The following is a 26,456-nucleotide window of genomic DNA, read 5'->3' on the forward strand; positions in this document are numbered from 1 at the left end:
TGGCGCATATTCATTATTGTATTTTCGTTTGCCCTTTACAACTAAAGAATCTACATAATAAATAAAATAGTCGCTACTCAAAAAATCTACAGGCAGGTTATTTTTATTTTCTAGTAGCAATGATAAAAGAGGCCCTTCAGAACGACCATATCCAATCACAGCCTCACATTCGCCCGCGACTTGATGGTATTTATTATTGATATCATATTCACAATAAAATTGCCCTTGGGCATTAATATTATTTTCATTTGTAAACAACAATATAACTTCGTCCGGAAAAGGAGGACCATTTTCTGCCATAATAATTTATTGAAAAGGTTAAGAAGTAAATATATAATTTTCCTTTCAAAAAAGAAGTATTCCGTTTCATTTCCCTTAACAAAATTGTGCCTGTAAATCCGTATCTTTGCCTATTCAATTTTTGCCATGATAAAGACCGATTTTTCTAAACTAGAGCCTAAGAAAAACATACTTATAAAAGGTGCGCAGCTGCACAACCTCAAGAACATAGACGTAGCCATTCCGCGTAATAAGCTGGTGGTGGTTACCGGGCTTTCGGGTTCGGGTAAGTCGAGCCTTGCGTTCGACACCCTCTATGCCGAAGGACAGCGCCGCTATGTAGAGAGTTTATCGAGCTACGCGCGCCAGTTCCTTGGCCGTCTTGATAAGCCAAAGGTGGAATATATTAAAGGTATTGCACCTGCTATTGCTATTGAGCAGAAGGTAAATACTACCAATGCCCGTTCTACCGTAGGCACAAGCACCGAGATCTACGACTACATGAAGTTGCTTTTTGCGCGCATTGGTCGCACCTACTCGCCTGTTTCCGGACGTGAGGTGAAAAAACATACCGTTACCGATGTTATGAACGAAGTAAAATCGTTTGAAGCTGACAGTCGTTGGTTATTACTTTCGCCTGTACATATCGAAAAAGGCCGTACGTTGGACGAAAAACTAGGCGTATTATTACAACAGGGTTTTGCGCGTGTTCTGGTAGATAACGAAACCATGCGCCTTGACGAACTTCCTGGGGCTGACCTTGCCAACAAAGAAGTACTATTGATTGTTGACCGTTTGGTGGTGAAGGATGAAGAAGAGTTCTTTAACCGTCTTGCGGATGCAGTTCAGACTGCTTTTTACGAAGGTAAAGGCGAATTGTACCTTCAGGATGTTGCAACGGGTAACCGATTTACTTTCAGTAATAATTTTGAACTGGATGGTATTACCTTCCCAGAACCAAATGTACACCTTTTTAGCTTTAACAACCCTTATGGGGCGTGCCCTGCCTGCGAAGGTTATGGCAGCATCATAGGGATTGATGAAGAACTGGTTGTACCTAACACAGCGCTTTCTGTGTTTGAAAACGCTATTTATCCGTGGCGTGGCGAAAGCATGGGCTGGTACCGCGACCAGTTGGTAAACAGCGGACATAAATTCGACTTCCCCGTACATAAACCGTATTTCCAGCTTTCGGAAAAAGACAGGCAGTTGATCTGGACAGGTAATAAATACTTTACCGGGCTTAACGTCTTTTTTGCTGAACTGGAAGAGAAAAACTATAAAATTCAGAACCGTGTAATGCTTTCACGCTATCGCGGAAAAACCAAGTGTACTACATGTAAAGGCAAGCGACTTAGGCCTGAAACCAATTACATAAAAGTTGGCAATCATACGATATCTGACCTTGTTGACCTCCCTATCAAAAACCTGGCGGAGTTCTTTAAACAGCTGGAACTGTCGGAATACGACCTTGCCGTTGCAAAACGCCTATTGGTAGAAATCAATAACCGCCTTAGCTTCCTTCAGGAAGTAGGGCTTGATTACCTTACGCTTAACCGTCGCTCGTCGACACTTTCAGGTGGTGAGTCGCAGCGTATTAACCTGGCTACATCTATGGGCAGCAGCCTTGTAGGGTCGATGTACATTCTTGACGAACCGAGTATCGGGCTTCACCCTAAAGATACCGAAAGGCTTATTGATGTGCTTATCGGGCTTCGAAACCTTGGTAACACCGTTATTGTGGTAGAGCACGACGAAGACATCATGAAAAAAGCCGACATGATCATTGACATTGGTCCCGAAGCGGGTACCTATGGTGGTGAGCTTGTAGCACAGGGTACGTATGAGGAGATCCTAAAATCAGACTCGCTTACCGCTAAATACCTTAATGGTGACCTTGAGATCAGCGTTCCTAAAAAACGCCGTAAGTTCAAGAACCACATTGACGTTATAGGTGCACGCGAAAACAACCTTAAAAACATAGATGTTACTTTTCCGTTAGACTGCCTTACCGTGATTACGGGTGTTTCGGGCAGTGGTAAGAGTACATTGGTTAAGAAAATATTATTCCCTGCCCTACAGAAAAAACTGGATGGCGTGGGCGAAAAAGCAGGACAGTTTACCGAACTGCAAGGCAGCTACGGACACATTAAACATATTGAATACGTAGACCAGAATCCTATTGGGCGTAGTTCGCGTTCTAATCCTGTTACCTATATTAAAGCATACGATGATATCCGTGACTTGTTCTCGAAACAGAAACTTTCTCAGGTACGTGGTTACCAGAGCAAGCACTTCTCGTTTAACGTAGATGGCGGACGCTGCGAAACCTGTAAAGGTGAAGGCGAAGTAACTATCGAGATGCAGTTTATGGCCGATGTTCACCTGGAGTGCGAAACCTGCAACGGTAAACGCTTTAAAAAAGAGATACTTGAAGTAGCTTTTGAAGGCAAGAACATCGACGATATCCTTACCATGACCATTGATGATGCTGTGGCGTTCTTTGGCGAGCACAAGCAGACTAAAATCACCACCAAATTACAGCCGCTACAGGATGTAGGTTTAGGATATGTGCAATTGGGTCAGTCGTCTTCTACCCTTTCAGGTGGTGAGGCGCAACGTATAAAACTGGCATCGTTCCTTGTTAAAGGCGCAACCAAAGAAAAAGCCTTATTTGTGTTTGATGAACCTACAACGGGTCTGCATTTCCACGATATCAAAAAGCTTTTGGCTTCGTTTGAGGCACTTATCGATAAAGGACATTCTATTATTGTTATTGAGCATAACCTTGACCTTATAAAATGTGCTGACTACATTATAGACATTGGGCCTGAAGGCGGAGAAAACGGCGGTCATTTAGTGGCTTTCGGTACACCGGAGGAAGTAGCTAAGAATCCTAAATCGGTTACCGGGGAATACCTTCGCGAAAAGCTGTAATTAGCTGTCGGAGTTATACGTTCTGCCATTTCAACCGGAATGAAATGGAGTGGAGAAATCTCTATTGAAAAACAAATAACCCTGATTCACTACACTGCTATCATGCTGATGCTCGAAGCATCTAAAATATACAAAGCCTCATTCTTAGTTGGATGGGCTTTTTTATTGAATCTAATTGTAGGATAAATTTGAAATCCGTTAATTTGGTCAGTCAATTAAATAATTAGATGTTTACACATTTCCCTAAACATATTAGTAAGTTTCCTAAGCAAATTATTATATATCGATCGAAAGACCTATTATATCGTAAACTTTACGGTGGATTTATGTTAATAAGTTTATGTATATTTCTTATAATCTTAGTTCCGACATTCTTCTTTATAATCATATGTCCTACTGTTATAATATTGATAGTCCACCACATTATATCGACGATTAAAACTTTTAAAAAAAATCCGGTTTTTTTAAAAGTAGATAACCAAGGACTTTACAAAGGTAAAAAATTCATCCCTTGGAATCATATCCAAAAATACGAATTATCTTATGATGGTTCCGTTTCAAGATTCGCATCATATTCATATTTGGTACTTCACGCCCCTGGAAAGAAAACAAAAATTGTTCTTAATATGGATATAAGTACTCAAAAATTGATTTACATCTTAAAAACTTATAAACAAATAAACGCTGATCTGTAGAATCATCATAGTCAATAAGTTTTACAAGTAGAATGAACATCCCGCTCGTACCTAGTTTGAGTTGAACACAAGTAAAGAATACGTTAATATCCTATGAAAAAACTATTATCAGATATTTCGATACTCTCCATACAGCTTGGAGAATCAGAATTTGCTACAGATTTTCAGAAAGAAAATAAATGGCTGGGATTTGATCCTGCTTCTGAAGAAGAGATTGAAGCAGCAGAAAAAAGACTAAATATTTATTTCCCTGAAGATTATAAAAATTTTCTAAGAATTACAAATGGCTTTACGGCACCAAATATAGTTGAGACGTCCTTTGCCAAAATTGAAGACGTTGATTATTTGGAAAAATTAGATCCCGAACTAATTCAAATATGGGGTAGCCATGAAGAGCTGGAAAACGATACCTATTTACTTAAAAAAAGTATATTAATTGCAGGAATACATGAAGAGCAATATTTCTTACTTGTACCTCCAAATGAAAAAAGTGACAAATGGCGCTACCTAAAGTTCGCCGCCTGGTATCCAGGAATAGATGAACAAACCGACTTAGAAACTTATTTTAACGATGTCTTACAATTCATTGAAGAAAATAAATAAGTTATTTCTTCCGCTGGTGCGGCATATGGATCGTACCCAGTCTGAGTTAGACACGAGACAGAGCCTCGCGCCAGCCTCATTCAAACCCGTAACCCGCAACCCGCAACTCAATAACTCCGCAAATCCGATAACTTAAATTTTTCCCTTATTTTTACGCTCCCAACGGTTGCCTAAATGAAGGACTATTATAAAATACTTGGCGTTGCGCGCAATGCTACTCAGGAGGAAATAAAGAAGGTGTACAGGCAGCTGGCACTGCAATACCACCCTGACCGTAATAATAGCGATATGGCGAGCGAGGAGCGTTTTAAGGAGATATCCGAATCGTATATTGTCCTTGGCGATGTGCCTAAACGAAATGCCTACGACTACGCCCAGGACAATAAGATCAGCTATCACGGCAAAAGTACTTCCGAACCCGGGCAGGCAACCCCCGTAACCTTCTTTACGCTGTTTAAACGCATTAAGACGAAAGTCCTCAATGCAGGCGGACATATTAACGAATACCGGCTGTTCACTGTTATGAACGACCTGCTATCTGATGAAACCATCCGCTTGCTGGTCAATGCCAATGATATCGTAACCAACAATATGATACTGGACGAGATACTGGTTTCGGCTATATTCCTTACTGACGAATCACGTTTAATCATTCACGAAAAACTGCTAAAGCTTGCCGATGGTGATCCCCGGTTTATTGACAAAATAAGCGGTCTTACAAAACCCAGCGGTAAACGCATCAGTCAAAACACCGCCGGACACACTACAGAAAGCGAAGCAAACAAGCCTATTTTCTTTTTAATCATACTTTTGATTATACTTATTGTAATTTCGGTTCTGTAATACAAATCACCATTCCATTATGAAATACGCGTACTTTATTTTGATGCTTTCAATTTTGCTTTCATGTTCAAAATCAGAGAAAGAGTATGTAGAAACCGTTGAGAACGTAATTCAGGTTCCTATTACAAACTATGAAAAAGTTGAATATAAAGACATCGGCAGTACTGGCTATCCTGTAAAAGTTATTGATGTTATATTTTCAGAGACTGAATTTAAAGCGATACTTACAACTATAGATCTCACGAAGTTTAAAAAAGACGGGGACGATTATTTTATGGATTTTGCTTCCGATAGTATCAAATGGCATGTTGCGATCTTTAGTAAAGAAAATAAAATTAGGTATGCCGAATTAGATTAAGTTACTATCTTAGTTTACCAATCAATCATCCTATGAAATTCTTAGTACTACTTCTCTTTATCGTTTTGCAAACGACTGCCTATAGCCAGGATAAACTCGTAAAAGACCTTGACAACGATGGTATAAAAGACACTGTGTATTTCGACACAGAGCGTTCTGTTATCATCTGTCAATTATCTACACAGCAATTCAGAAAAATTGAAAGCAAACCCTTAGAAAATATGGGTGACGCTTCGGGTGTTAAAGACGCAAAAGGAGGCTTTTACTTTAACGAAAACTGGATGCGTGCCGGTTATAGCAACCAATTTCGATATGATGTAAAAACCAAAAAGATTCAGCTTATAGGAATGAGCCGCTATGAATTTGGCAATGCAGCGAATGACGGCAGCGGCGAGTCGAGCGTTAACCTGCTTACCGGCAAATACGTTGGCAACTGGAACTACTTCGATCAGGAAAAAGTAAAGCTGATCGCTATCCCTGAAATTAAAACCAAAATGGATTTTGGTAAAATATACCTTGAAGACTTTAGCGACGCCACCTATTTTAAGTTCGCTGAAAAGTGTTCTGACCTGTACAATGAGAAGAAAAAAGAAATGATTAAAAAGTAAACGTATGAACCATAACGCTAAATCAATACGCCCGTTTATCGGTGCCAAAGACTTCGAAACATCACGCAGCTTTTACCGCGACCTTGGCTTTGAGGAAACTGTTTTATCTGCGGATATGTCGGTTTTCAAATCGGGCGACTTCGCCTTCTACCTTCAGAAAGCTTATGTAAAAGACTGGATAGACAATACTATGGTTTTTATGGAAGTTGATGACGCCGAACGTTTCTGGAATGAGCTTACAGCTTTAAATCTTACCGAAAAATATGACACAGTAAAACTCGTTCCTGTCCGCACACTTGATTGGGGCAAAGAATGTTTTGTACACGATCCGTCTGGTGTATTGTGGCATTTCGGGGCTTTTTACACTTCTTAGGTAGAAAATCAAACCTATTTTCATTATTTTTGAGCCGCTTTTGCAATAACTGTTATTGTGGGGGCACATTTATTTTATGAGAGTTTATACTGTACTGCAAATTGGACACTACCATGCAAATTATTGTGAAGACTATCTGTTTACGGGTGCTGTAGGCAACGACAAACTTGTGTTTGCCGTTATGGACGGTTGCACTACAGCTATAGACAGCCATTTTATCTCAACGTTGACGGGTAAGCTCTTACGTAAAATAACTACCGAAAAAGGATACCAGGAATTATATGATCCTGCAATTTTTACAGATACTGAGTACCTGCTAAAATCAATTGTGAAAGATTTATTTTCCGAGATCAGGCTTATCAAGAACCAGCTAATGCTTGACCCAAAAGAACTCCTTACAACAATAATACTTATGGTTATTGACAAGGAAAAGGCAAAAGGAGAGCTTATTGTAATTGGTGATGGGCTCGTTAATATCAATGGCTCAACAACGGAATTTGATCACGATAATACACCTGATTATATAGGCTTTCACATTAATGAAGATTTTGAGTCATGGTATGAAAAACATGATCAGAAAATTAGTTTTATAAGCATCGGGGATATTAGTATTGCTACTGACGGAATCTTTTCGTTTACAAAGATTAAAAGGACTGAAAGCGAAGAAACCATTGATAGCCATGACTTTCTTTTGACAGATAGGACGGGTTTTGAAAACAGCGAAATGCTCAGCCTAAAGCTTAAAAAAATGGAACATGAAAATGGATTGGTACCAACTGATGATTTCGCTATGATACGAATAATAGCCGATTAAAACACATTTACACTATGGCACTCTTATTGTAAGATAGTTTTTACACTATAATAATTGCCACTATGCTTCGATTCTACTTTGTATTATTTGTATCAACTTTGTCCCTAACAGTCAACGCACAGGTAAAAGTAACAGTCCGCAATACTACGGGAGACCGCCTTATATCGGTTATACTGAATGGGAAATCCATTGGCATAATAGAGAATCATGGCGTTAAGACTATTGAATTCGACACCACAAATACTAGACATAACCTTCCAAATTTTAGTATTTCTGCAATTCGCCGTGGAGAAAAATTTGTTTCGCGATCAAAAGGCATGAGATGCGGTAACGGAACTTCTAAAACCGTAATTGAAAGTGGCTACAATATGGATATTGTTTTAAATACAAATGCTACCGGACAAAAGGAAATTGACATTATAGAGAGGCGCTATATTCGGTAACGCCATTTAGCGTTTGCGCTTTCCCCATTTAAATATATTATCCAGGTGCTTTACGTAAGTGATCTGCATGTTTATGGAGGCCAGCGAAAAGTCATCCTGCATATAATATACCTGTTTATTATTTATTATAAACGATAAGCCTACACCCCAATCGTCTTTTCTGTAACCCGCTGCGCCACGCGCAAAGGCAGTGGGATACAGTTTGAGTTTCATATATTTAAATGACTCCCATTCGTTACCGGCATTAACGCCGACGGTTGCCATTCCTGAAAGTAACCAGTGCTCATTAATAACCCACGAATAGCCATAGCCACCGTTAACGCCTAACTGGAAATTATCTATCGATGTATCACCTGTTAGTTCCTGCAATCCTAACTTAAAATAATACGCACCACCACCTATAAGCCAGCTCCCCGCAGATTGCAGTTGTTTCTGAGTCTGGTCGAAAGCCGCTTTAGCCGAAAACTGCCTGTTGTTAAAAACATAGGTTATCTCCCCTCCTATCAACTGAACGGAAGTTTCAGGATATGTCGTTATAACTTTATTATCTGAATAAAAACCTTTGTAATTCTGATAGAAAACATCAAAAAGGAATTTCCGCCCGTAATTATGGATCTGGAAATCAAAGGATTTTGTTTTACCGTACTCCTTACCCGCAGGCAGCAACCCGAAACTATAACTAAAGTCTACTACAGTATTTTTAATCGAAAATCCCAGTCCTAGTCGGGTCGGATTATTAGGAGAATAGTCCTTATTATTATGCCCAATTTCAATACTATTACGCGTTAAAAATGCCTTAACCATCATTTTCTGGTCGTAAGAGCCTATAAATGTGGTATCAATTTTCGTCTGGCCGTAAAAAGCGAAGCTGATAACAAAAGCCAATAAAGTAGCATAAAATCTATTGCGCATGTAGTAGTAATAAGGTTAATATAGTAAGATAACTGGATGACCGATTAATTATTGTTACATTATAGTATCAATTTGAACCATAATTTATCCCGTAAAACGTAATTATTGCTTTGAAATGAGGCATTAAACACATGTGTATGTTAAGCTAATGTAAAATTTATCAATAATTACCAAAAAATCAACTAACTGAAAGAAAAAAAATTACAACATTATTTGACTTTGGCACATTAATTGTATCTTTGTACAATAGATTTCGAAATCTTATTTTGGAATCTGTTAATAATTGGTTGGTTGGTTTGTTAAGTCCCGTCACTTTCTTAAAGGTGGCGGGATTTACTTTTTATGTCATTTTGAAATAGCAAAAATGAGTAGCTTAAATTAGGAAATTATAAACTTAGAATTTTATAAGAAAGCTATTTTTTTGAAAAACAAAATGCGTAACATTATTTTTCAAACACCTAAATTACAGCAAATTAACCCAAGCTAATTTTACGCACAAAAAGTGCGTTTTGAGAGCAGAAAGTGCAATAGTTAACCCTTTAAAATTTGGACTAATTGGCCTGTGAGGTTCTTTCTGGAGTACTGCTGTAAGCCAATTGCATTCGACTTTAAATTACCTTCCTGATACTGGCTAAACCACTGCATCAAAGCGTTTTTTAACTTTTCTTTTTCGTCGTATTTCACAAAAATCCCTGTGTTCGTTGTTTGCACAATTGAGGCAAAATCGGCACCGTCGGGGCCAATTGCCAAAATTGGGCGCTCGGACACCATATATTCAAACAATTTTCCGGGAATGATGCATTTGGTTTCTTCCGAATCGATCTCCACTAATAGCAATACCTGTGATTTTCTTTGGTGCATTACAGCTTCTGCGTGCGGCACATATCCTAAACTGTTTACATACGGCGATAAGTCCGCAACTTCAATAGAATCAAGCACTTCACGACTAACAGCACCTATAAGCTTAAGTTCAAACTTACCTTTAAACTGTTCATTTTCAGCGATAAGTTCAGATAAAGCTTCCCATAATATTTTAGGATTACGCTCCGACAAGAAGGAGCCAATGTGCGCCAGTGTAAACTTCTCATCCATAGGCTGTCTTGCTACGGTTTCGGTATCATACCCATTAGTGATAACAGTGATAGGCTTAGTCGTAATGGCTTGGAATTCGGCTTTTGTAGTCGGACTTGTAACCAACACGTTATCAGCAGAATTCAATACTTTTTCCTCTAAATTCTTATGACTGTTAGCCGCCGAATTACCCAGCTTCAAGGCTTTATGGTAGCCTATTGTAGTCCACGGGTCGCGGAAGTCCGCTATCCATTTTATGTCATGTAACTCTTTAAGCCTCATGCCAATAAGATGAAGGCTATGCGGAGGTCCGGTAGTAATAATAGTCTCAATTCCGTGTTCCTTTATGTACTTTGAAAGGTAGTTTACCGATGGCTTTACCCAAAGTACACGTGCATCAGGAATAAACAAATTTCCCCTGACCCACAACATTATACGCTGTAAAAAAGACTGTTTTTTCTTGTGAGGTATAATACCAGAACTTATCTTTTTCGTACCAGTTTTAGAGAATGCCGAAGCCCATGCATAAGGCTCGGTTATTCTCTGTTTAATGATAGTCACGTTAGGATTTACTTCCTCCAAAAGGCCTTCATCCACAAGCGGATAGGTAGGATTTTCAGGAATGTAAACTACTGGCTCAATGCCAAAATCCGGCAGGTATTTAACGAATTTCAGCCAGCGCTGCACACCGGGACCTCCCGCAGGCGGCCAGTAATACGTTATTATTAATACCTTCATTATCTGACTATTGATTAATTATTATGCTGTTTGCTTTACTCCCTGTTTCTTTTTCCATTCGGTGTAAATACCTGCGCAAAGTAGCGCCAGCATTAATAGGAAACTGATAAGCGCTATCGTACTTCCAGTCTTAACTACCTGCGGTTCAAACTTAAAATCAATAGTATGTTTGCCTGCAGGTACTTTAAGTCCTCTAAGGGTATAGTTAGCTTCAAAGTGAGGCACCGGCTTACCATCTATGTAGGCATTCCATCCCGGAGTATAATAGATCTCAGAGAATATAGCCACCCCTTCATTAGGGTTATTAGAAGTGTATTTCAATTCGTTAGGCTCGTACGATGTAAGCTTTATTGTCGCTATGCTGTCCACCACAAAAGAAGTTCTGGTCACAGCTTCGGGGAACCTTGTTTTATTGATAACCGCAGACGTTTTGGTGTTCATCTTATCAAGCGATTTCATCTCTTCGTCCGGTGTATTTACAATCCTTACTTTGCTTACAAACCATGCGTTACCATTAGCCTGTCCGTTAAGTGAAGGTACCTCCTGCCCTTTATCATCTGTTTGTATAACATACTTAACGTTAAGCATATTAAGCACTGACATATTATTTTTAGCCAACTGATATTCAAATATCTGCTGTAATTTTCTTGGTTTAGCCGCGTGGTATCCGCCTAATGATTTATGGAAATACGACGCACGTGCGCTGTTAAGGCTGCCATCTACGTCAAACACTCTGTAATGTGTGGTATCCTGCATAATCTGCTGATCTGCAACTGTAGGCTGAAATGGAATATCTATTTTACTGGCGCTCTGGAAACTGTCGCCATCTACATATCTTTTATCTACAAAGAAAAGGTCGCCCACCATAAACAGCCCTACCAATAAAACTGCTGCCGTTTGCGATAATTTTTGCTTATTGTACAACCAAAGCGTACCTGCCGATATTAATATGAGGAACCCTGAACGAAGCAGGTCGGCACTGTACATAACTTTTCTGTCAGCCTTAAGGGCGTCCATAAACTCCTGACCATAAGCCTGTATAACTGCATCATCATTTAATCCTGCAAAGTTAAACATACCTTTACACAGGAAAAGCAACACGATAAGCCCTAAGCTCACCGCGGCAGATTTCCAAAGCACTTTCCACTGGTTTTCTTTGTCTTTTGTAAAGAACGAGTATAATCCCATTACAGCCAGAACCGGTATACATACTTCCAACAATACCTGGATAGATGCTACAGCCCTGAACTTGTTGTACATAGGGAAATGTTCTATAAAGAAGTTCGTTAGTATTGGGAAATGTTTACCCCACGATAACAGCAACGACATTATAGCACCGGCTAAAAAAGCATATTTGATCTTTCTTTCTTCTGCAAACATCGCCAGTACAAAAAGGAAGAACACTATAGCACCAATGTAGGCAGGAGCTGCAACGCTGTACTGGTCTCCCCAATAAGTAGGAATACCCGAACCTGCAATTTCCATAGCCTGCTGCTTAGAGATATATTCGTTTTCAGCAATCTGTTGTGTCTGAAGGAATTCTACTAGATGAGAATCTTCAGGAACCCTGTCATGGCCTGACGATCCGCCGAATAACCTTGGTGAAATTAGATCAAGGCTCTCTGCAATACCGTAACTATAGTCGGTAATATACTCATATGACATAGCATTAGTGCTTGCTTTAGGATTACCCTGGGGATCTACCGTAAGCTCACTATCGCTTCGTGTACTGTATTTAGCGTATTCTGCTGTAGCCATAAGGTTAGTAGTATTGGTACCTACAGCCAGTAAACCTGCCAGTAAAAAGATACCTAACGATATACCTAAATGCTTATACTCTTTCTTTTTAATGATATCAATAAGGAACCATATTCCCATAACCAATAGTAAAAGGAACAGGTAATACGTCATTTGTATGTGGTTGGCATTCAGCTCAAGTGCGGCCGCAGCCATTGTAAGCAATCCTCCTTTAACGTATCGCTTCTGGAAAACCAATACGAAACCGGCTATAACCAAAGGCATATAAGCAATAGCGTGGGCCTTTGCATTGTGCCCAACACCCAATATTACAATAAGATAGGTAGAAAAACCAAACGCCAACGCTCCAAAGAAAGCTTTTAGCGGATCTATTTTGAGGGTACATAACAGTACATAGAAACCTATGAAATAGATAAAAAGGTAATCTGCTGGTCGTGGCAAAAAGCGTATTGTCTCATCGATCTGCTTTACGTAGTTGTGTGGGTATTTTGCCCCTAACTGATAGGTTGGCATACCTCCGAAGGCACTATTTGTCCAATAAGGCTCTTGACCTGTTTCTTTCCTGAAATCATTTTGTTCCTTAGCCATTCCCGTGTATTGGGCAATGTCTGACTGGTATATTTTTTTACCTTGCAGTACAGGGTAAAAATAGATTAACGAAATGACTACAAATCCTAAAATGGCAAGTAAATGCGGATAAAACCTATTGATATTTTTCATAAAGTAGTTTTGTAAAAAACGCCGTGAAGATACTTAATTTTCTACAAATGCCCTTTGCTAATGTTTTCAAATTAGAAACAAAATTTAAAACTCCATACGATTATTTCACAGCAATGTGTAAAGAAATGCAAAAGTTAAAAAAAAGCCATTTTAGTATTTACAACAGTAGCGTATAATTAAAGGGCATAAAAAAACCTTTCTTTTCAGAAAGGTTTTTTTTGATATTATTCAATCTCCTCGTAGTCAATATATTCTCCAACTTTTTTCTTTTCATGGGGAATATCTTTCTTTGGAGGTGTGTTTGTCTGTTGCTGGTATTGCTGGCTCTTTTGTTGCTGCTGATTCTGAAACTGTTGGTACATGTTTTTCTCTGCCTTTCTTACAGCAGTCTGCAAGATTGCAGGCCCAAAAAGCTTAAAAAATATTTTAAATGCATAATATATAAATAAGATCCAGACTAATGTCTTTACAAGACCATAAAATGATGCGGTTTCCATTGGCAATAAAATTTTGTCAAAAATACGTAATCTGTTATTTAAAAATAAAACATGGCCTCTAAATTAATAATAAAATATACTACTTTTGGAAAACCATACGTTAAAGTATAACCAATAAACGAGCCAAACATGACCGTTTTCAGCAAATTTTTTCCACTCGCCTTACTTTTTAGCACCGGAATTGCCAGTGCACAATATACCGACCAGATCAACTCTAACCGTCCCGGCGAATCTATGGGCGGCTTCTCGGTAGGTAAAACTGTAATGCAGGTAGAAACCGGTGTTTATGGTATTAAAGAGAAGCACGACATACTTAATACCGAGACGAAAGGACTTGGTTTAGACCTCCAGCTTCGTTATGGTGCTTTCCTTGAACAGCTTGAATTTATTGCCGATATGCAATACCAGTTCGACCAGTTTGAAGATGCAATTTATACAACTAACCGTAACGATTTCAGGCAGTTTACCATTGGAGCAAAGTACCTTATCTATGATCCGATGAAAAATTACAATCCCGAGGTAAACATATACAGCTGGAAGGAAAATCACAAATTTAAATGGCACAGCCTAATACCGGCAATATCGGTATATGCAGGTGTAAATCTTATAGGTAAAAACAACCCGTATACCTTTCCTGATGATGGCTTTAGCCCAAAGATAATGGCCATCACCCAAAACCGTTTTGGAAATGTGATCTGGGTAAATAATATTATAGCTGACAAAATTACCACCGACTACCCTAGCTATGGCATAATTTCTACCCTGACAAGGGCATTTGCTGCCAAATGGTCGGGTTTTGTAGAGTTGCAGGGTTATAAGAGCGACTATTATGCTGACGTAATTGGACGTGTTGGCGCTGCTTACCTGCTAAACGACAATATGCAGCTTGATGCATCTATAAGTAAAAACTTCAAGAATACTCCATCTATATTATATGGTGGTGTTGGCTTCTCATGGCGTTTTGATGCCGACTACAGGGATATATTACTTCCAGGTAAGGCCGATGCCGAGAAAGACCAAAGTGACATGGACAAGAAGATGAAAAAGCAAAAAGAGAAGCAGGAAAAAGAAAGACTTGATAACGTACTACCCGAAGGAGAATAATAAAATGATAACGATTAAAGAAGCTAAGACCAGGAAAGAACTGAAAGATTTTGTAAAGTTCTCTTTTGAGTTGTATAAAGACAATCCGTACTGGATACCACCTATTATAAACGAAGAGCTTGACAGTTTTGATAAAACTAAAAACCCTGCTTTTGAGCATGCCGATGCTAAATTTTACCTTGCTTACAAAGATGGTAAGATAGTTGGCAAAACAGCTGCCATTGTTAATTGGCAGGAAATAAACGAGCAGCAGAAAAAGAAAGTACGTTTTGGCTGGTTTGATGTTATTAATGACATTGAAGTTACCAAAGCCCTGCTTGAAAAAGTATACGAACTGGGTCGCGAACACAACCTTGAATATGTAGAGGGACCAATGGGTTTTTCTAATCTGGATAAAGTAGGTGTGCTTATTGAAGGTTTTGACCAGATGGGCAACATGATAACCTGGTACAGCCACCCCTACTACAAAGAGCATTTTGAGAAGCTTGGCTATGTAAAAGAGAAGGAATACATCGAAAGTATTTTCAGCTTTAGTAATGTACACCCTACTGTATTTGAGAAAGCTGCCGAACTGGTTAAAAGGCGTTATGGACTTAAAGCTCTTGACTTTAAGACTACAGCAGATGTTATGCCACATGTAGACAAAATGTTTGACCTATTTAATGATTCATACAAAGACCTGTCTTCTTTTGTTGCCATTACAGATGTTCAGAAAGAGTATTTTAAAAAGAAGTACATCAGCTTTATCAATCCTGAATATATTAAGTTCGTAGAAGATAAAGACCACAAGCTGGTTGCTTTTAGCATTGTTATGCCTTCGTTTTCGGAAGCATTAAAGAAGGCGAACGGAAAACTATTCCCTTTTGGATTCCTTCACCTTTTAAAGGCCAGAAAGAAGAGCAAGGACGTTGTTTTCTATTTGATTGGTGTTGACCCGGAATATCAGAATAAAGGCGTTACAGCTATTATATTCGAAGAGTATTTTAAAGTATTTACAGAAAATAAGATAGAGAACTGCATACGTACGCCCGAACTGGAAGATAACCACGCGATACAAAACCTCTGGAAACACTTTGACCCAAAAGTTAACAAACGCAGAAGGACATACAGGAAAGATTTATAATAAATCCTTGTCAATATAAAACTCCGGAACCGTAAGTTTCGGAGTTTTTTTATAGCTATACCGACCAATAAAAAAAGCCCACGCAGTGCGTGGGCTTCAATACTATATATAAACTGCTTATTGAGCAGAAACGTCTACTTTAGTTTGTGCAGCGATTTCTTTGTACGTACCGTTTTCTAATTTAGTACGGATAGCCTCATATGCAGCAAGGGTCTCATCGATATCTGCAATAGTGTGTGTAGCTGTAGGTATCATCCTTAAAAGAATAATTCCTTTAGGTATTACCGGATACACAACAATTGAAAGGAATATACTGTAGTTCTCTCTAAGGTCGTTAACCATTACCATTGCTTCAGGAATACTTCCTTCAAGGTAAACCGGAGTAACACAAGTGTTAGTATCACCAATATTAAAACCTTTAGCTTTAAGTCCGTTTTGCAGGTAATCTACATTCTCCCAAAGTTTATCTTTAAGCTCCGGAGTAGTTTTAAGCAACTCAAGACGTTTAAGTGCTCCTTTTACCAATAGCATCGGAAGCGCTTTAGCAAACATCTGAGAACGAAGGTTGTATTTAAGGAAGTCGATAATATCTTTATCAGCCGCCACAAATGCGCCTATACTAGCCATAGATTTTGCGAACGTAGAAAAGTAAACATCAATACCATCCTGGCATTCCTGCTCCTCACCTGCTCCTGCACCTGTTTTACCAAGTGTACCAAAACCATGTGCATCATCTACCAATAGCCTGAAATTGTATTTTTCTTTAAGGGCAACGATCTCTTTAAGTTTACCTTGCTGGCCTCTCATACCAAAAACACCTTCGGTAATAACAAGGATACCACCACCGGTAGTTTCAGCCATGTTTGTAGCGCGCTCAAGGTTTTTCTCAAGGCTCTCTACATCGTTATGTTTGTATGTAAAACGTTTACCCATATGAAGACGCACACCATCAATAATACAAGCGTGAGAATCTACATCATAAACAATTACGTCGTTTTTAGAAACAAGGGCATCAATAGTAGATACCATCCCCTGATAACCGAAGTTTAATAGGTAAGCTGATTCTTTTTGTACAAAAGACGCCAGTTCCTGCTCCAGTTTTTCGTGCCATGAAGTATGGCCGCTCATCATCCTCGCTCCCATTGGGTAAGCCGCACCATATTCGGCAGCAGCCTCAGCATCAACTTTACGAACTTCAGGGTGGTTAGCCAATCCTAAATAATCGTTTATACTCCAGTTAATAACCTCTTTACCGTGAAACTGCATCCTGTTTGCCAGAGGGCCTTCCAGTTTAGGAAAAACGAAATACCCTTCAGCCTGAGAAGCCCACATTCCTAAAGGGCCTTTATTCTTCTGTATTCTTTCAAAAAGATCTTTTACCATAATTCAAGTTTTGTGCTTTTAAAAAACGCACCAAAAGTAATTATTAAATCGGTCACATCATAATAATTTTTAACAATCAATATAATAATTACACAACAGCTAAAACAATTCTAAAAATTAAATATATATTTGAAAAAAGTTACACAAATTTAAGCCGAAAACGGTTTGGGCACAGCAAAAATTGTCTGGATAATAGGTTCTACATGCGGTATAGTAGTACTGTGCATCAGCTTGTTTGTACCCTACGACACTGTGCTTACTATTACACCAACATGCTATAGTGTAAAGCAATTTGGTAAAGAATGTTTTATGTGCGGCTCCACACGTAGTTTCCTTCAGTTATCGGCAGGAAATTTTAAGGAAGGAATAGCACTCAACCGCCTCGCAGCCCTACTATATTTAATAACAGCAATCAATACAATACTTTTTATAACCTATTTTACAATCATCAATCTAAAACAACAATCAAAATGAAACAGGCCAGCTTAATTATTGGAATCTTCGCCATCGTAGGAATGTGCATAGGGTTTATCCCCTGCCTCGGATGGTTCAACTGGTTCAATATACCACTTGCAATTGTCGGTATTATACTTGGCGCATTAGCCTACAATGAGCAGCGAAATATTGATTACAGATATGACGACCCAATGATACGCCGAAACAACGATGTGCCAATCGGACTGATACTTTGTAGTGTTGCCTTTGTATTCGGAGCTTTCAGACTTGTAATTGGCCTTGGCGTTTTTTAATATCAAAACCTAATATATTTTAATGAGACTCGTTTTTGCATCCAATAATAAAAATAAGATCCAGGAAATAAAGCATCAGCTTCCTGCCGAGATAGATCTATTAAGCCTTGAAGACATAGGCTGCCATGAAGAAATTCCTGAAACCGCAGACACTATAAAAGGTAATGCCATCCTTAAAGCAGACTATGTTACCAAAAACTATGGCTATGATTGCTTTGCAGATGACACCGGACTTGAAGTTAACGCACTTAACGGTGCTCCGGGTGTATATTCTGCCCGCTATGCCGGCGAACAGAAGAATGCTGACGATAATATGAACAAATTGCTTACCGAACTGGTCGGAAAAACCAACCGTGAGGCGCGCTTTAAAACAGTGATTGCATTAAATCTTAACGGAGAACAGCATCTTTTTACGGGAATTGTAGACGGAAACATTGCTACAGAAAGGACAGGAAACGAAGGTTTTGGCTATGATCCTGTATTTAAACCTGAAGGTTTAGGTGTTACTTTTGCGCAGATTTCACTCGGCGAAAAGGCGCTCCTAAGTCATCGTGGAAGGGCTGTGAAGCAGCTTATCGACTTCCTTAAAAGTTAACTTTCTGATTTTCAAATATATTTATTAAAATAAAACTATAAACTGTATTAGTTTATCTCGCTAATAAACAGTACCTTTGCACCTATTTTAAAAATATATATGAACAAATTTGAACAATTAGGATTGAATGAATCGCTTCTGAAGGCGATAGCCGATCTAGGATTTGAAAATCCGTCAGAAGTACAGGAGAAAGCGATTCCCCTATTATTGGAAAAAGACACAGATATAGTAGCGTTAGCCCAGACGGGTACAGGGAAAACCGCTGCTTTTGGTTTTCCGCTTATCCAAAAAATAGATCCTGAAAACAGGAACACACAGGCGCTTATCTTATCGCCGACACGTGAGCTTTGCTTACAGATTACAAACGAAATTAAGCTTTACTCTAAGTACATCAAAGGCATCAACACTGTTGCTGTGTATGGTGGAGCAAGCATTACAGAACAAGCAAGAGACATTAAACGTGGTGCACAAATTATTGTTGCTACACCGGGTAGGATGCAGGACATGATTAACCGTGGACTTGTAGATGTGTCTAAAATTGATTTCTGTATTCTTGATGAGGCAGATGAAATGCTTAACATGGGATTCTATGATGATATCGTAAACATATTATCTACATCTCCAGACGATAAGAGCACATGGTTATTCTCAGCTACTATGCCGCAGGAAGTTGCACGTATCGCTAAAGAATTCATGAGAAAGCCGCTTGAAATTACAGTAGGCCACAAAAACTCTGGTTCATCTACGGTATCTCACGAATTTTACCTTGTAAATGCACGTGACCGTTATGAAGCACTTAAGCGTCTTGCTGACTCTAATCCGGACATTTTCTCGGTTGTATTTTGCCGTACTAAAAGAGACACTCAGGCAGTTGCCGAAAAACTTATTGAAGACGGATACAACGCAGCAGCACTTCACGGTGACCTTTCTCAGGCACAGCGTGATTCTGTAATGAAATCGTTCCGTAATAGGCAGATACAAATGCTTGTTGCTACAGACGTTGCAGCAAGGGGTATTGACGTTGACAACATTACACACGTTGTTAACTATCAGCTTCCTGACGAGATTGAAACATACAACCACCGTAGTGGACGTACAGGCCGTGCAGGTAAATTAGGTACATCTATTGTAATTATCACTAAAAGTGAATTACGTAAAATATCTGCTATTGAAAGGATCATCCAGCAAAAATTCCAGGAAAAAACAATTCCTTCAGGAATGGAGATCTGCGAAATTCAGCTTTTCCACTTAGCAAACAGAATTAAAGACGTTGAAATTGACCACGAAATCGACTCTTACCTTCCTGCTATCTATGAAGTAATGAAAGATCTTACGAAAGAAGAGCTTATCAAGAAAATGGTATCAGTAGAATTTAACCGTTTCATCAACTACTACAAGAAAAACCGTGACCTTTCTGCACAATCTGCAGGAGACAGGGCAGACAGAGGTGTTTCAAGAGGTAATGATGGCGCTACGCGTTATTTCATTAATATAGGATCAAGAGACAATTATGACTGGATGAGCCTTAAGGATTTCCTTCGTGACACTCTTGGACTTGGACGTGACGATGTGTTTAAAGTGGATGTAAAAGAAGGTTTCTCTTTCTTTAATACAGATGCTGAACACAGCGAAAAAGTACTTGACATATTAAACAGCTTCCAGATGGATGGCCGTAGAATTAATGTTGAGATCTCTAAAAACGACGGAAGAGACAACAATGGCGGACGCAGAGACCACAACAACAGAGGCGGCGGTGGCGGCTTTAGAGGAAACTCTGACCGTGGCGGAAGCTCTGACCGTGGTGGAAGAGGCGGCGAAAGAAGAGGCGAATCATCATCATTTGGTGGTGGAAGAAGCGGTGCAAGAAGTGCAGGTTCTGGTTCAGGATCAGGAGCAGGAAGCAGCCGCCCTCCAAGAAGAGGCGACTCTAACCGTGATTCTTCAGCTTCAAGAGAAAGAAGACCAAGAAGAAGCTAAATAAAGCTAGATTATAAACTTGTTTAAGATTTTTTGCTTCAGTCAAAAAAAATTAAACAAGTTCACATACTAACTACAAAATATCCCGTTTGTTTATTACTTTTACAAAACATAAACATTCAATGAGATATTTTGTAGTTTTTTTATTGGCTTTACTTTCGTTAAGCACCTATGCGCAGGACGCACCGGCTCCTGATAAGATTTCTGGCATTATTATTAATGAAGCCACCTTACAGCCTGTGTCTAATGCCAGCATCATAAACATTAACCGTGTAAAAGCTACAGTTACCGATAATCGTGGTAATTTCAGCATTGAAGCCGCTGCAAACGATACGCTACACGTTTCACTTGTAGGCTATCAGGCCATTAAAGTCCGCGTATCTGCCGACTGGATACGATTTAAAAACGTTACAAAAATTGAACTTACCGAAAGGGCTTATACCCTTGAGGAAGTTATCATCTCCAAATACAATCTTACAGGCTACCTTCAGATCGACTCTAAACTGGCTCCCGTAAGAGAGAACTACCGTTACGCGATATCAGGATTACCGCAAGGCTACGAAGGCGGCGGAAGCAGCTCATTTAAAAAGATTATCAGCTCGGTATTTAACCCGGCAGATTTACTACATAATATATTCGGAAAAAAGCCAACAGAAATGCGTAGGCTTAGAGAAATGAAAAAAGACGACACTGTTCGTAATGCACTAGCCGAAAAATACGACCGTGAAACACTTGCTGCACTACTTGGCGTTAATAAAAAAGACATAGCCGATATTTTAGAGCGTTGTAATTACTCCGAAGAATTCATAAAAAACTCTAACGACCTCCAGATCATGGATGCCATAAGCGGATGTTATGAAGAATATAAAGCTACAAACAGGAACTAAGTTCCTGTTTTTTTTATTTAATCAGTAAGGTATCTTTCGGTAATAAAATCAATATCCTTAATAGATTTTCGCGCCCAGTCAATGCGCTTCTCCAAAATCTCTTCGGCAGTAAGCTGCCACTGAATATCAGAACTCCTCAACTTACTACTTAGATGCTGTATGATAATAGCGGCCGATGACGACACATTGATACTCTCAGTAAACCCAAACATCGGTATCTTTAAAAAGCCATCAGCCTGGCTTAAAACTTCCTCTGAAAGCCCAAGACGCTCTGTACCAAAAAACAATGCAGCAGGCTGCGAAATATCAAAATCTTCCAACAGGCACGATTCTTCATGTGGCGAGGTAGCTATAATTCTGTAGCCTTTAGCTTTTAAGTCGGCTATACAATCGCCTATAGCATTATAACGGTTTACATCTACCCATTTCTGGGCTCCCATGGCAATTTCTTTGTCAATTGTTTTTCCGTACTTCTCCTCTATTACATTCAATTCCTGTATACCGAAGATCTCGCAGCTACGCATAACCGCACTGGTATTATGAAGCTGGAAAAGATCTTCTATAGCAACCGTAAAATGCTTTGTACGTTGCGATAGCACATTTAAGAACTTATCCCTTCGATTTTCTGTAATAATGGTTTCTAGATAATTAAGATAGTTTATATCGAAAGTATTTTTCATGGACTCAATTTGCCGTTTAAAATTTTTATATATTAGGGGTACCTAAACCAACCATAATATAAATGACACAGGAAGAATTACTGGAGCAAATCTACAAAAAAGACAGCAATGCTTTCAACTCGCTGTACAACATGTATTCAAAAAGCCTTTATGGGGTAATCTTTAATCTGATAAAAAACAAAGAAGAATCTGAAGATGTGCTTCAGGAAGTTTTTATTAAGATCTGGAAGAATATAGATTCCTATAACGATACAAAAGGTCGATTTTTTACATGGATACTGAATATTGCGAGAAATTCAGCCATTGATAAATTGAGATCTAAAGATCATAATAAGAATTTAAAAAACCTCTCCGTTGATAATTTCGTACATATCCTTGACCACAATGCCACGGTAGTCAATAAGATAGATGCCATTGGTATTCGTGAGTTCGTAAAGAAACTTAAACCTACCTGCGTACGCATTATCGAGTTATTATTTTTCAAAGGTTACACCCAACAGGAAGCCTCGGATGAACTCGCTATGCCCTTAGGTACGGTAAAGACACAAAACAGGAATTGCATTAAGGATTTAAGAACGATATTAGAAGTATAATGAACAGAGAGTATATTGAATCGGGCATTTTAGAACTTTATGTCTTTGGTGTAACAACCGAAGAAGAAAATAAAGAGGTGCAGGATATGGCCAGGCAGCATGAAGATGTTCAGGCCGAGATCCTTTCTATAGAAAAAGCCGTAATAGACCTATCTTACGCCGTATCTCCGGATCTTTCGCCGGAAGTATACCATAGGGTGCGCATGCAGCTTATAGAGAAACATTCGGGCGTGGTGCCAATGGAATCGCGCAAAAGCAGCACAGCATCGTATCTTGGATGGGCAGCAGCCGTCATATTCCTTTTCGGCATAGGCGCGCAGTACTATATGTATAACCAGGAAACACAGGAGGCACAATCGGCATCGGCTGCGCAGCGTAATAAATACGAACAGATGGTAGCCAGCCTGACCAAGGATAATACACAGAGTGAAAAAGCATTAAGCGTTATTCGTGCTAAAAACAGCAGCGTGGTTACACTTGCGGGACAGGAAGCAGCACCTGATGCTTACGCAAAAATGTACGTAAACAACGATAAGAAAGAAATTTACGTTGATATAGCAGGTCTTCCCGAAGCTCCTGAGGGTAAGGTATACCAGGTTTGGGCGATAATGCTCGACCCGCTTACCCCAACCAGTATAGGTGTGCTTGATAAAAACAAAGTAGCCGAAAGCAAAGGCATTATAGCAGTAGACAACTTTAACGGCGCACAAGCCTTTGGTATTACCCTTGAGCCCGCGGGCGGAAGTCCTTCACCTACAATGGAAATGCTTTATACTTTAGGAAAAGTATAATTTAAAAATGATATTCTAAGTAGATAATTTCTGATTTTGAAATCAGTACAACATACAATTTAAAAAGTGCACTTTGTGAAATATCTTAGTGCACTTTTTTTTACATTCTGACGCCGTTTTTACAGTACACACTTAGCATTGCTAAGTCTCTGTAATTAATACGATTGTGAAATTCCATTATAAACAATTTTAATTTATTTTTGAAAATGCAGACGTAGCAGTGCTACGTCCCTACAAAAACTAAATTGATTTAAAATGAAAAAACTGGTAATACTTTCAGGTGCAGGCATGAGTGCCGAAAGCGGCATTAAAACCTTTCGCGACGCCGGAGGACTTTGGGAAGGCCATGACGTTATGGAAGTTGCATCACCCGAAGGCTGGCGCAAAAACCAGGCTCTGGTACTGGATTTTTACAATAAACGCCGCCAGCAGCTGTTTGAAGTGCAACCCAACCAGGGACACATAATTGCTGCCGAACTTGAAAAAGACTTTGATGTACACATAATTACCCAAAACGTAGATGACCTGCACGAACGCGCGGGTAGCACAAATGTTTTACACCTGCATGGCGAACTCCTTAAAGCCCGCAGCATTCACAACGAATTTGATATTGTAGACTGGAAAACCGATATAAACACAGGCGATCTGCATACCGATGGGCATCAGTTGCGCCCGCATATTGTGTGGTTTGGCGAGGCTGTTCCGGCAATTGCCGATGCCATAGACATCATTGAAGATGCCGACTATGTAATTATCGTTGGTACATCTATGCAGGTATACCCCGCTGCAGGCTTAATAGAATATGCCCAACGTGACACTCTTTTATTTTACATAGACCCCAACCCGGCAAGCATCCCTAACTTAAAGAATGCTCTGGAAGTTATTCCTATGACTGCCAGCGAAGGCATGGCGGTGGTAAGGGAAAGATTGAGAGCATTTTAAAAATTGCACAACTACTTATTTTACTACTTTATTCATCTAGATATTTATTAATCAACTTTTTAAGATCCTTACTGCAACGGGGAGCATTAGCTTAAACAAGTTTTCCTTGCTTATCTGTTATCATATATCTTGGTATAGCCTGCACGGTTTGCCCTTTTAATATTTTAGATACTTTAGCCTGACTGCTTATTAAATTATACGCGCTGGATATTCCTTCCTCTTCAATTGCCTGTTTCCATTTTGCTTCATCTATATCAAGGGAAATGTAAACATAAACCACACCCTTCCCCTCAAAACTCTTTTTAAACTTTGGTAGTTTCATTAGTTCCTCACGGCAGGGTTTGAACCAGCTCGCCCAAAAGTCGACAAGTATTACTTTGCCTTTGTTCTCTTGGGCAATCTGGTATAAATTTTTAGGTTTGGATGTAAATCCGATCAGGAAAAATAACAGGAATGGTAAAATAAAATTTTTTTTTATAATTGTACGGTTAGGTTGGTTAAAACAAACGTTAAAATATACAACGCAGGGCATAAAAACTTATTTTAAGAGCTGTTCTTATTTTTGAATTAGGCCTTAAAAGATTATATTTGCGGAAATACCATTTTTTAGCAAATAAAACAAATGCAACAACTATCTGAACTTAATGCCATATCGCCGATAGACGGACGGTACAGGAGCAAAACGGCAGCGTTGTCAGGCTATTTCTCTGAAGAAGCACTGATTAAATACCGCGTGCTGGTAGAAATTGAATATTTTATCGCCCTGTGCGAACTGCCTTTACCGCAGCTTGCAGGTGTAGATAAAAGCACATTTGGACCGCTTCGCGACCTTTACAAAAACTTTTCTAGCGAGGATGCGCTTCAGATAAAAGAAATCGAGAAAACGACCAACCACGATGTTAAAGCCGTGGAATATTTTATAAAAGCAGGATTTGATAAACTTGGGCTTAACGAGTACAAAGAATTTATTCACTTTGGACTTACATCTCAGGACATCAACAACACTGCGATACCGCTTTCTACCAAAGAAGCGTTTGAAAACGTATACATGCCATCGCTTATAGCTGTTATCGCTAAACTGAAAGAGCTTAGCGTAGAATGGAAAGACATACCAATGCTTGCCCGTACTCACGGACAGCCTGCTTCTCCTACCCGTCTGGGTAAAGAGATACTAGTATTTGTAGAGCGTCTTGAAGAGCAGTTACGCCTTCTGTTTATGGTTCCTTTTGCTGCCAAATTTGGTGGTGCTACGGGTAACTTTAACGCACACTTTATTGCTTATCCTAAAAACGACTGGAGAAAATTCGGTAATGATTTCGTAGAAGGTACACTTGGGCTTAAGCATTCGTTCCCAACAACTCAAATTGAGCATTACGACCACTTTGCAGCATTTTTTGATGCACTTAAGCGCATCAATACAATACTTATTGACCTTGACAGGGATATCTGGACATATGTGTCTATGGATTACTTCAAGCAAAAAATTAAAGAAGGCGAAATAGGTTCATCGGCAATGCCACACAAGGTTAACCCAATTGACTTTGAAAACTCTGAAGGTAACTTAGGTATTGCTAACGCTATATTCGAACACCTTTCTGCCAAGCTGCCTGTATCAAGATTACAGCGCGACCTTACAGACAGTACCGTTCTAAGAAATATCGGTGTACCGATGGGCCATACCATCATTTCGTTTGAGGCTACACTTAAAGGACTTAACAAACTATTGCTTAACGAAGATAAGTTTGCAGAAGACCTTGAAAGGAACTGGGCTGTTGTAGCCGAGGCTATACAGACCATACTTCGCCGTGAGGCTTATCCTAACCCTTATGAGGCACTTAAAGACCTTACAAGGACGAATACGGTTATAAACAAGGAGTCTATGCACGCCTTTATTGGTAACTTAAATGTTAGCGACGAAATTAAAGAAGAACTATTACAGATAACCCCTGGTAACTATCTTGGGATCTCACCCTAATTTATAGA

Annotated in this window: 26 protein-coding genes and 1 pseudogene; 20 read left to right on the plus strand and 7 right to left on the minus strand. The window is 39.3% G+C overall.

The window, feature by feature from the left end; all coding sequences use genetic code 11:
• The first annotated feature begins 426 nt into the window (after window positions 1-426).
• The 9 genes from ALW18_04095 to ALW18_04135 all read left to right on the plus strand — a co-directional run bounded on the left by ALW18_04095 (window position 427) and on the right by ALW18_04135 (window position 7,953).
• Entirely contained in the window at window positions 427-3,216 is a 2,790-nt protein-coding gene (locus tag ALW18_04095; protein AOE51766.1) for an excinuclease ABC subunit A, read from the plus strand.
• A gap of 227 nt (window positions 3,217-3,443) precedes the next feature.
• On the plus strand, window positions 3,444-3,911 hold the full coding sequence (locus ALW18_04100; GenBank protein ID AOE51767.1) for a hypothetical protein: 468 nt from the start codon (window positions 3,444-3,446) through the stop codon (window positions 3,909-3,911).
• Window positions 3,912-4,004: 93 nt separating this feature from the next.
• Window positions 4,005-4,514 (plus strand): hypothetical protein, encoded by a 510-nt coding sequence (locus ALW18_04105; GenBank protein AOE51768.1) that lies wholly within the window; start codon window positions 4,005-4,007, stop codon window positions 4,512-4,514.
• 174 nt (window positions 4,515-4,688) lie between these two features.
• Window positions 4,689-5,357: a hypothetical protein gene (locus ALW18_04110; protein AOE51769.1), complete on the plus strand. Its 669-nt coding sequence runs from the start codon at window positions 4,689-4,691 to the stop codon at window positions 5,355-5,357.
• A gap of 19 nt (window positions 5,358-5,376) precedes the next feature.
• Complete coding sequence (locus ALW18_04115; GenBank protein AOE51770.1) at window positions 5,377-5,715, plus strand: hypothetical protein; 339 nt, start codon at window positions 5,377-5,379, stop codon at window positions 5,713-5,715.
• 32 nt (window positions 5,716-5,747) lie between these two features.
• On the plus strand, window positions 5,748-6,323 hold the full coding sequence (locus tag ALW18_04120) for a hypothetical protein (protein ID AOE51771.1): 576 nt from the start codon (window positions 5,748-5,750) through the stop codon (window positions 6,321-6,323).
• Between the two features lie 4 nt (window positions 6,324-6,327).
• Entirely contained in the window at window positions 6,328-6,696 is a 369-nt protein-coding gene (locus ALW18_04125; GenBank protein AOE51772.1) for a glyoxalase, read from the plus strand.
• A 76-nt stretch (window positions 6,697-6,772) separates the two neighbouring features.
• The gene (locus ALW18_04130) at window positions 6,773-7,510 is read left to right on the plus strand and encodes a hypothetical protein (protein ID AOE51773.1); all 738 of its coding nucleotides are present in this window, start codon (window positions 6,773-6,775) and stop codon (window positions 7,508-7,510) included.
• Between the two features lie 62 nt (window positions 7,511-7,572).
• Window positions 7,573-7,953, plus strand: coding sequence for a hypothetical protein (locus ALW18_04135; GenBank protein AOE51774.1), 381 nt, complete (start codon window positions 7,573-7,575; stop codon window positions 7,951-7,953).
• A gap of 6 nt (window positions 7,954-7,959) precedes the next feature.
• Here the strand turns inward: ALW18_04135 and ALW18_04140 are convergent, their stop codons facing one another.
• The 4 genes from ALW18_04140 to ALW18_04155 all read right to left on the minus strand — a co-directional run bounded on the left by ALW18_04140 (window position 7,960) and on the right by ALW18_04155 (window position 13,649).
• Window positions 7,960-8,865 carry a hypothetical protein gene (locus ALW18_04140; GenBank protein ID AOE51775.1) on the minus strand — a complete coding sequence of 302 codons (906 nt, stop codon included), beginning with the start codon at window positions 8,863-8,865 and terminating at the stop codon, window positions 7,960-7,962.
• A 531-nt stretch (window positions 8,866-9,396) separates the two neighbouring features.
• The gene (locus ALW18_04145; GenBank protein AOE51776.1) at window positions 9,397-10,674 is read right to left on the minus strand and encodes a glycosyl transferase family 1; all 1,278 of its coding nucleotides are present in this window, start codon (window positions 10,672-10,674) and stop codon (window positions 9,397-9,399) included.
• 21 nt (window positions 10,675-10,695) lie between these two features.
• Complete coding sequence (locus ALW18_04150) at window positions 10,696-13,152, minus strand: hypothetical protein (protein AOE51777.1); 2,457 nt, start codon at window positions 13,150-13,152, stop codon at window positions 10,696-10,698.
• A 224-nt stretch (window positions 13,153-13,376) separates the two neighbouring features.
• On the minus strand, window positions 13,377-13,649 hold the full coding sequence (locus ALW18_04155) for a hypothetical protein (protein ID AOE51778.1): 273 nt from the start codon (window positions 13,647-13,649) through the stop codon (window positions 13,377-13,379).
• 129 nt (window positions 13,650-13,778) lie between these two features.
• On the opposite strand from ALW18_04155, the gene ALW18_04160 reads away from it, so the two are divergent.
• A complete protein-coding gene (locus tag ALW18_04160; GenBank protein ID AOE51779.1) occupies window positions 13,779-14,753 on the plus strand; it encodes a hypothetical protein in 975 nt (324 codons plus the stop codon).
• A 4-nt stretch (window positions 14,754-14,757) separates the two neighbouring features.
• The gene (locus tag ALW18_04165) at window positions 14,758-15,876 is read left to right on the plus strand and encodes a GTP cyclohydrolase (protein ID AOE51780.1); all 1,119 of its coding nucleotides are present in this window, start codon (window positions 14,758-14,760) and stop codon (window positions 15,874-15,876) included.
• Window positions 15,877-15,993: 117 nt separating this feature from the next.
• Here the strand turns inward: ALW18_04165 and ALW18_04170 are convergent, their stop codons facing one another.
• On the minus strand, window positions 15,994-17,259 hold the full coding sequence (locus ALW18_04170) for an 8-amino-7-oxononanoate synthase (GenBank protein ID AOE51781.1): 1,266 nt from the start codon (window positions 17,257-17,259) through the stop codon (window positions 15,994-15,996).
• A 165-nt stretch (window positions 17,260-17,424) separates the two neighbouring features.
• Between ALW18_04170 and ALW18_04175 the strand changes: the two genes are divergently transcribed.
• The 5 genes from ALW18_04175 to ALW18_04195 all read left to right on the plus strand — a co-directional run bounded on the left by ALW18_04175 (window position 17,425) and on the right by ALW18_04195 (window position 21,467).
• Window positions 17,425-17,733, plus strand: coding sequence for a hypothetical protein (locus tag ALW18_04175; GenBank protein ID AOE51782.1), 309 nt, complete (start codon window positions 17,425-17,427; stop codon window positions 17,731-17,733).
• Window positions 17,730-18,008, plus strand: a complete 279-nt coding sequence (locus tag ALW18_04180) for a hypothetical protein (protein AOE51783.1) — start codon at window positions 17,730-17,732, stop codon at window positions 18,006-18,008. The genes ALW18_04175 and ALW18_04180 overlap by 4 nt, the downstream gene beginning before the upstream one ends.
• Before the next feature lie 22 nt (window positions 18,009-18,030).
• On the plus strand, window positions 18,031-18,603 hold the full coding sequence (locus ALW18_04185) for a deoxyribonucleotide triphosphate pyrophosphatase (GenBank protein ID AOE51784.1): 573 nt from the start codon (window positions 18,031-18,033) through the stop codon (window positions 18,601-18,603).
• Between the two features lie 99 nt (window positions 18,604-18,702).
• Window positions 18,703-20,580 (plus strand): DEAD/DEAH box helicase, encoded by a 1,878-nt coding sequence (locus ALW18_04190; protein ID AOE51785.1) that lies wholly within the window; start codon window positions 18,703-18,705, stop codon window positions 20,578-20,580.
• Window positions 20,581-20,702: 122 nt separating this feature from the next.
• The gene (locus tag ALW18_04195; protein AOE51786.1) at window positions 20,703-21,467 is read left to right on the plus strand and encodes a hypothetical protein; all 765 of its coding nucleotides are present in this window, start codon (window positions 20,703-20,705) and stop codon (window positions 21,465-21,467) included.
• 17 nt (window positions 21,468-21,484) lie between these two features.
• Here ALW18_04195 and ALW18_04200 read toward each other — a convergent pair whose 3' ends face one another.
• On the minus strand, window positions 21,485-22,147 hold the full coding sequence (locus tag ALW18_04200; GenBank protein ID AOE51787.1) for an rRNA methyltransferase: 663 nt from the start codon (window positions 22,145-22,147) through the stop codon (window positions 21,485-21,487).
• 62 nt (window positions 22,148-22,209) lie between these two features.
• Between ALW18_04200 and ALW18_04205 the strand changes: the two genes are divergently transcribed.
• The 3 genes from ALW18_04205 (at window position 22,210) to ALW18_04215 (ending at window position 24,473) form a co-directional block, all read left to right on the plus strand.
• On the plus strand, window positions 22,210-22,740 hold the full coding sequence (locus ALW18_04205; protein ID AOE51788.1) for an RNA polymerase subunit sigma-70: 531 nt from the start codon (window positions 22,210-22,212) through the stop codon (window positions 22,738-22,740).
• Window positions 22,740-23,531, plus strand: a complete 792-nt coding sequence (locus ALW18_04210) for an anti-sigma factor (GenBank protein AOE51789.1) — start codon at window positions 22,740-22,742, stop codon at window positions 23,529-23,531. The genes ALW18_04205 and ALW18_04210 overlap by 1 nt, the downstream gene beginning before the upstream one ends.
• Before the next feature lie 255 nt (window positions 23,532-23,786).
• Window positions 23,787-24,473, plus strand: coding sequence for an NAD-dependent deacetylase (locus tag ALW18_04215; GenBank protein AOE51790.1), 687 nt, complete (start codon window positions 23,787-23,789; stop codon window positions 24,471-24,473).
• A gap of 94 nt (window positions 24,474-24,567) precedes the next feature.
• Here ALW18_04215 and ALW18_04220 read toward each other — a convergent pair.
• A pseudogene (locus ALW18_04220) lies at window positions 24,568-24,885 on the minus strand (hypothetical protein).
• 210 nt (window positions 24,886-25,095) lie between these two features.
• Between ALW18_04220 and ALW18_04225 the strand changes: the two are divergent.
• A complete protein-coding gene (locus ALW18_04225) occupies window positions 25,096-26,448 on the plus strand; it encodes an adenylosuccinate lyase (GenBank protein AOE51791.1) in 1,353 nt (450 codons plus the stop codon).
• The last annotated feature ends 8 nt before the right edge of the window (window positions 26,449-26,456 follow it).

Origin of the sequence: Flavobacterium psychrophilum (assembly GCA_001708385.1) — a bacterium.
Lineage (GTDB): Bacteria > Bacteroidota > Bacteroidia > Flavobacteriales > Flavobacteriaceae > Flavobacterium > Flavobacterium psychrophilum_A.

What these genes read in the sequence shown, in the direction of transcription:
- ALW18_04095 (AOE51766.1), top strand. Translation starts at nt 427, where the DNA reads ATGATAAAGACCGATTTTTCTAAACTAGAGCCTAAGAAAAACATACTT.
- ALW18_04100 (AOE51767.1), top strand. Translation starts at nt 3,444, where the DNA reads ATGTTTACACATTTCCCTAAACATATTAGTAAGTTTCCTAAGCAAATT.
- ALW18_04105 (AOE51768.1), top strand. Translation starts at nt 4,005, where the DNA reads ATGAAAAAACTATTATCAGATATTTCGATACTCTCCATACAGCTTGGA.
- ALW18_04110 (AOE51769.1), top strand. Translation starts at nt 4,689, where the DNA reads ATGAAGGACTATTATAAAATACTTGGCGTTGCGCGCAATGCTACTCAG.
- ALW18_04115 (AOE51770.1), top strand. Translation starts at nt 5,377, where the DNA reads ATGAAATACGCGTACTTTATTTTGATGCTTTCAATTTTGCTTTCATGT.
- ALW18_04120 (AOE51771.1), top strand. Translation starts at nt 5,748, where the DNA reads ATGAAATTCTTAGTACTACTTCTCTTTATCGTTTTGCAAACGACTGCC.
- ALW18_04125 (AOE51772.1), top strand. Translation starts at nt 6,328, where the DNA reads ATGAACCATAACGCTAAATCAATACGCCCGTTTATCGGTGCCAAAGAC.
- ALW18_04130 (AOE51773.1), top strand. Translation starts at nt 6,773, where the DNA reads ATGAGAGTTTATACTGTACTGCAAATTGGACACTACCATGCAAATTAT.
- ALW18_04135 (AOE51774.1), top strand. Translation starts at nt 7,573, where the DNA reads ATGCTTCGATTCTACTTTGTATTATTTGTATCAACTTTGTCCCTAACA.
- ALW18_04140 (AOE51775.1), bottom strand. Translation starts at nt 8,865, where the DNA reads ATGCGCAATAGATTTTATGCTACTTTATTGGCTTTTGTTATCAGCTTC.
- ALW18_04145 (AOE51776.1), bottom strand. Translation starts at nt 10,674, where the DNA reads ATGAAGGTATTAATAATAACGTATTACTGGCCGCCTGCGGGAGGTCCC.
- ALW18_04150 (AOE51777.1), bottom strand. Translation starts at nt 13,152, where the DNA reads ATGAAAAATATCAATAGGTTTTATCCGCATTTACTTGCCATTTTAGGA.
- ALW18_04155 (AOE51778.1), bottom strand. Translation starts at nt 13,649, where the DNA reads ATGGAAACCGCATCATTTTATGGTCTTGTAAAGACATTAGTCTGGATC.
- ALW18_04160 (AOE51779.1), top strand. Translation starts at nt 13,779, where the DNA reads ATGACCGTTTTCAGCAAATTTTTTCCACTCGCCTTACTTTTTAGCACC.
- ALW18_04165 (AOE51780.1), top strand. Translation starts at nt 14,758, where the DNA reads ATGATAACGATTAAAGAAGCTAAGACCAGGAAAGAACTGAAAGATTTT.
- ALW18_04170 (AOE51781.1), bottom strand. Translation starts at nt 17,259, where the DNA reads ATGGTAAAAGATCTTTTTGAAAGAATACAGAAGAATAAAGGCCCTTTA.
- ALW18_04180 (AOE51783.1), top strand. Translation starts at nt 17,730, where the DNA reads ATGAAACAGGCCAGCTTAATTATTGGAATCTTCGCCATCGTAGGAATG.
- ALW18_04185 (AOE51784.1), top strand. Translation starts at nt 18,031, where the DNA reads ATGAGACTCGTTTTTGCATCCAATAATAAAAATAAGATCCAGGAAATA.
- ALW18_04190 (AOE51785.1), top strand. Translation starts at nt 18,703, where the DNA reads ATGAACAAATTTGAACAATTAGGATTGAATGAATCGCTTCTGAAGGCG.
- ALW18_04195 (AOE51786.1), top strand. Translation starts at nt 20,703, where the DNA reads ATGAGATATTTTGTAGTTTTTTTATTGGCTTTACTTTCGTTAAGCACC.
- ALW18_04200 (AOE51787.1), bottom strand. Translation starts at nt 22,147, where the DNA reads ATGAAAAATACTTTCGATATAAACTATCTTAATTATCTAGAAACCATT.
- ALW18_04205 (AOE51788.1), top strand. Translation starts at nt 22,210, where the DNA reads ATGACACAGGAAGAATTACTGGAGCAAATCTACAAAAAAGACAGCAAT.
- ALW18_04210 (AOE51789.1), top strand. Translation starts at nt 22,740, where the DNA reads ATGAACAGAGAGTATATTGAATCGGGCATTTTAGAACTTTATGTCTTT.
- ALW18_04215 (AOE51790.1), top strand. Translation starts at nt 23,787, where the DNA reads ATGAAAAAACTGGTAATACTTTCAGGTGCAGGCATGAGTGCCGAAAGC.
- ALW18_04225 (AOE51791.1), top strand. Translation starts at nt 25,096, where the DNA reads ATGCAACAACTATCTGAACTTAATGCCATATCGCCGATAGACGGACGG.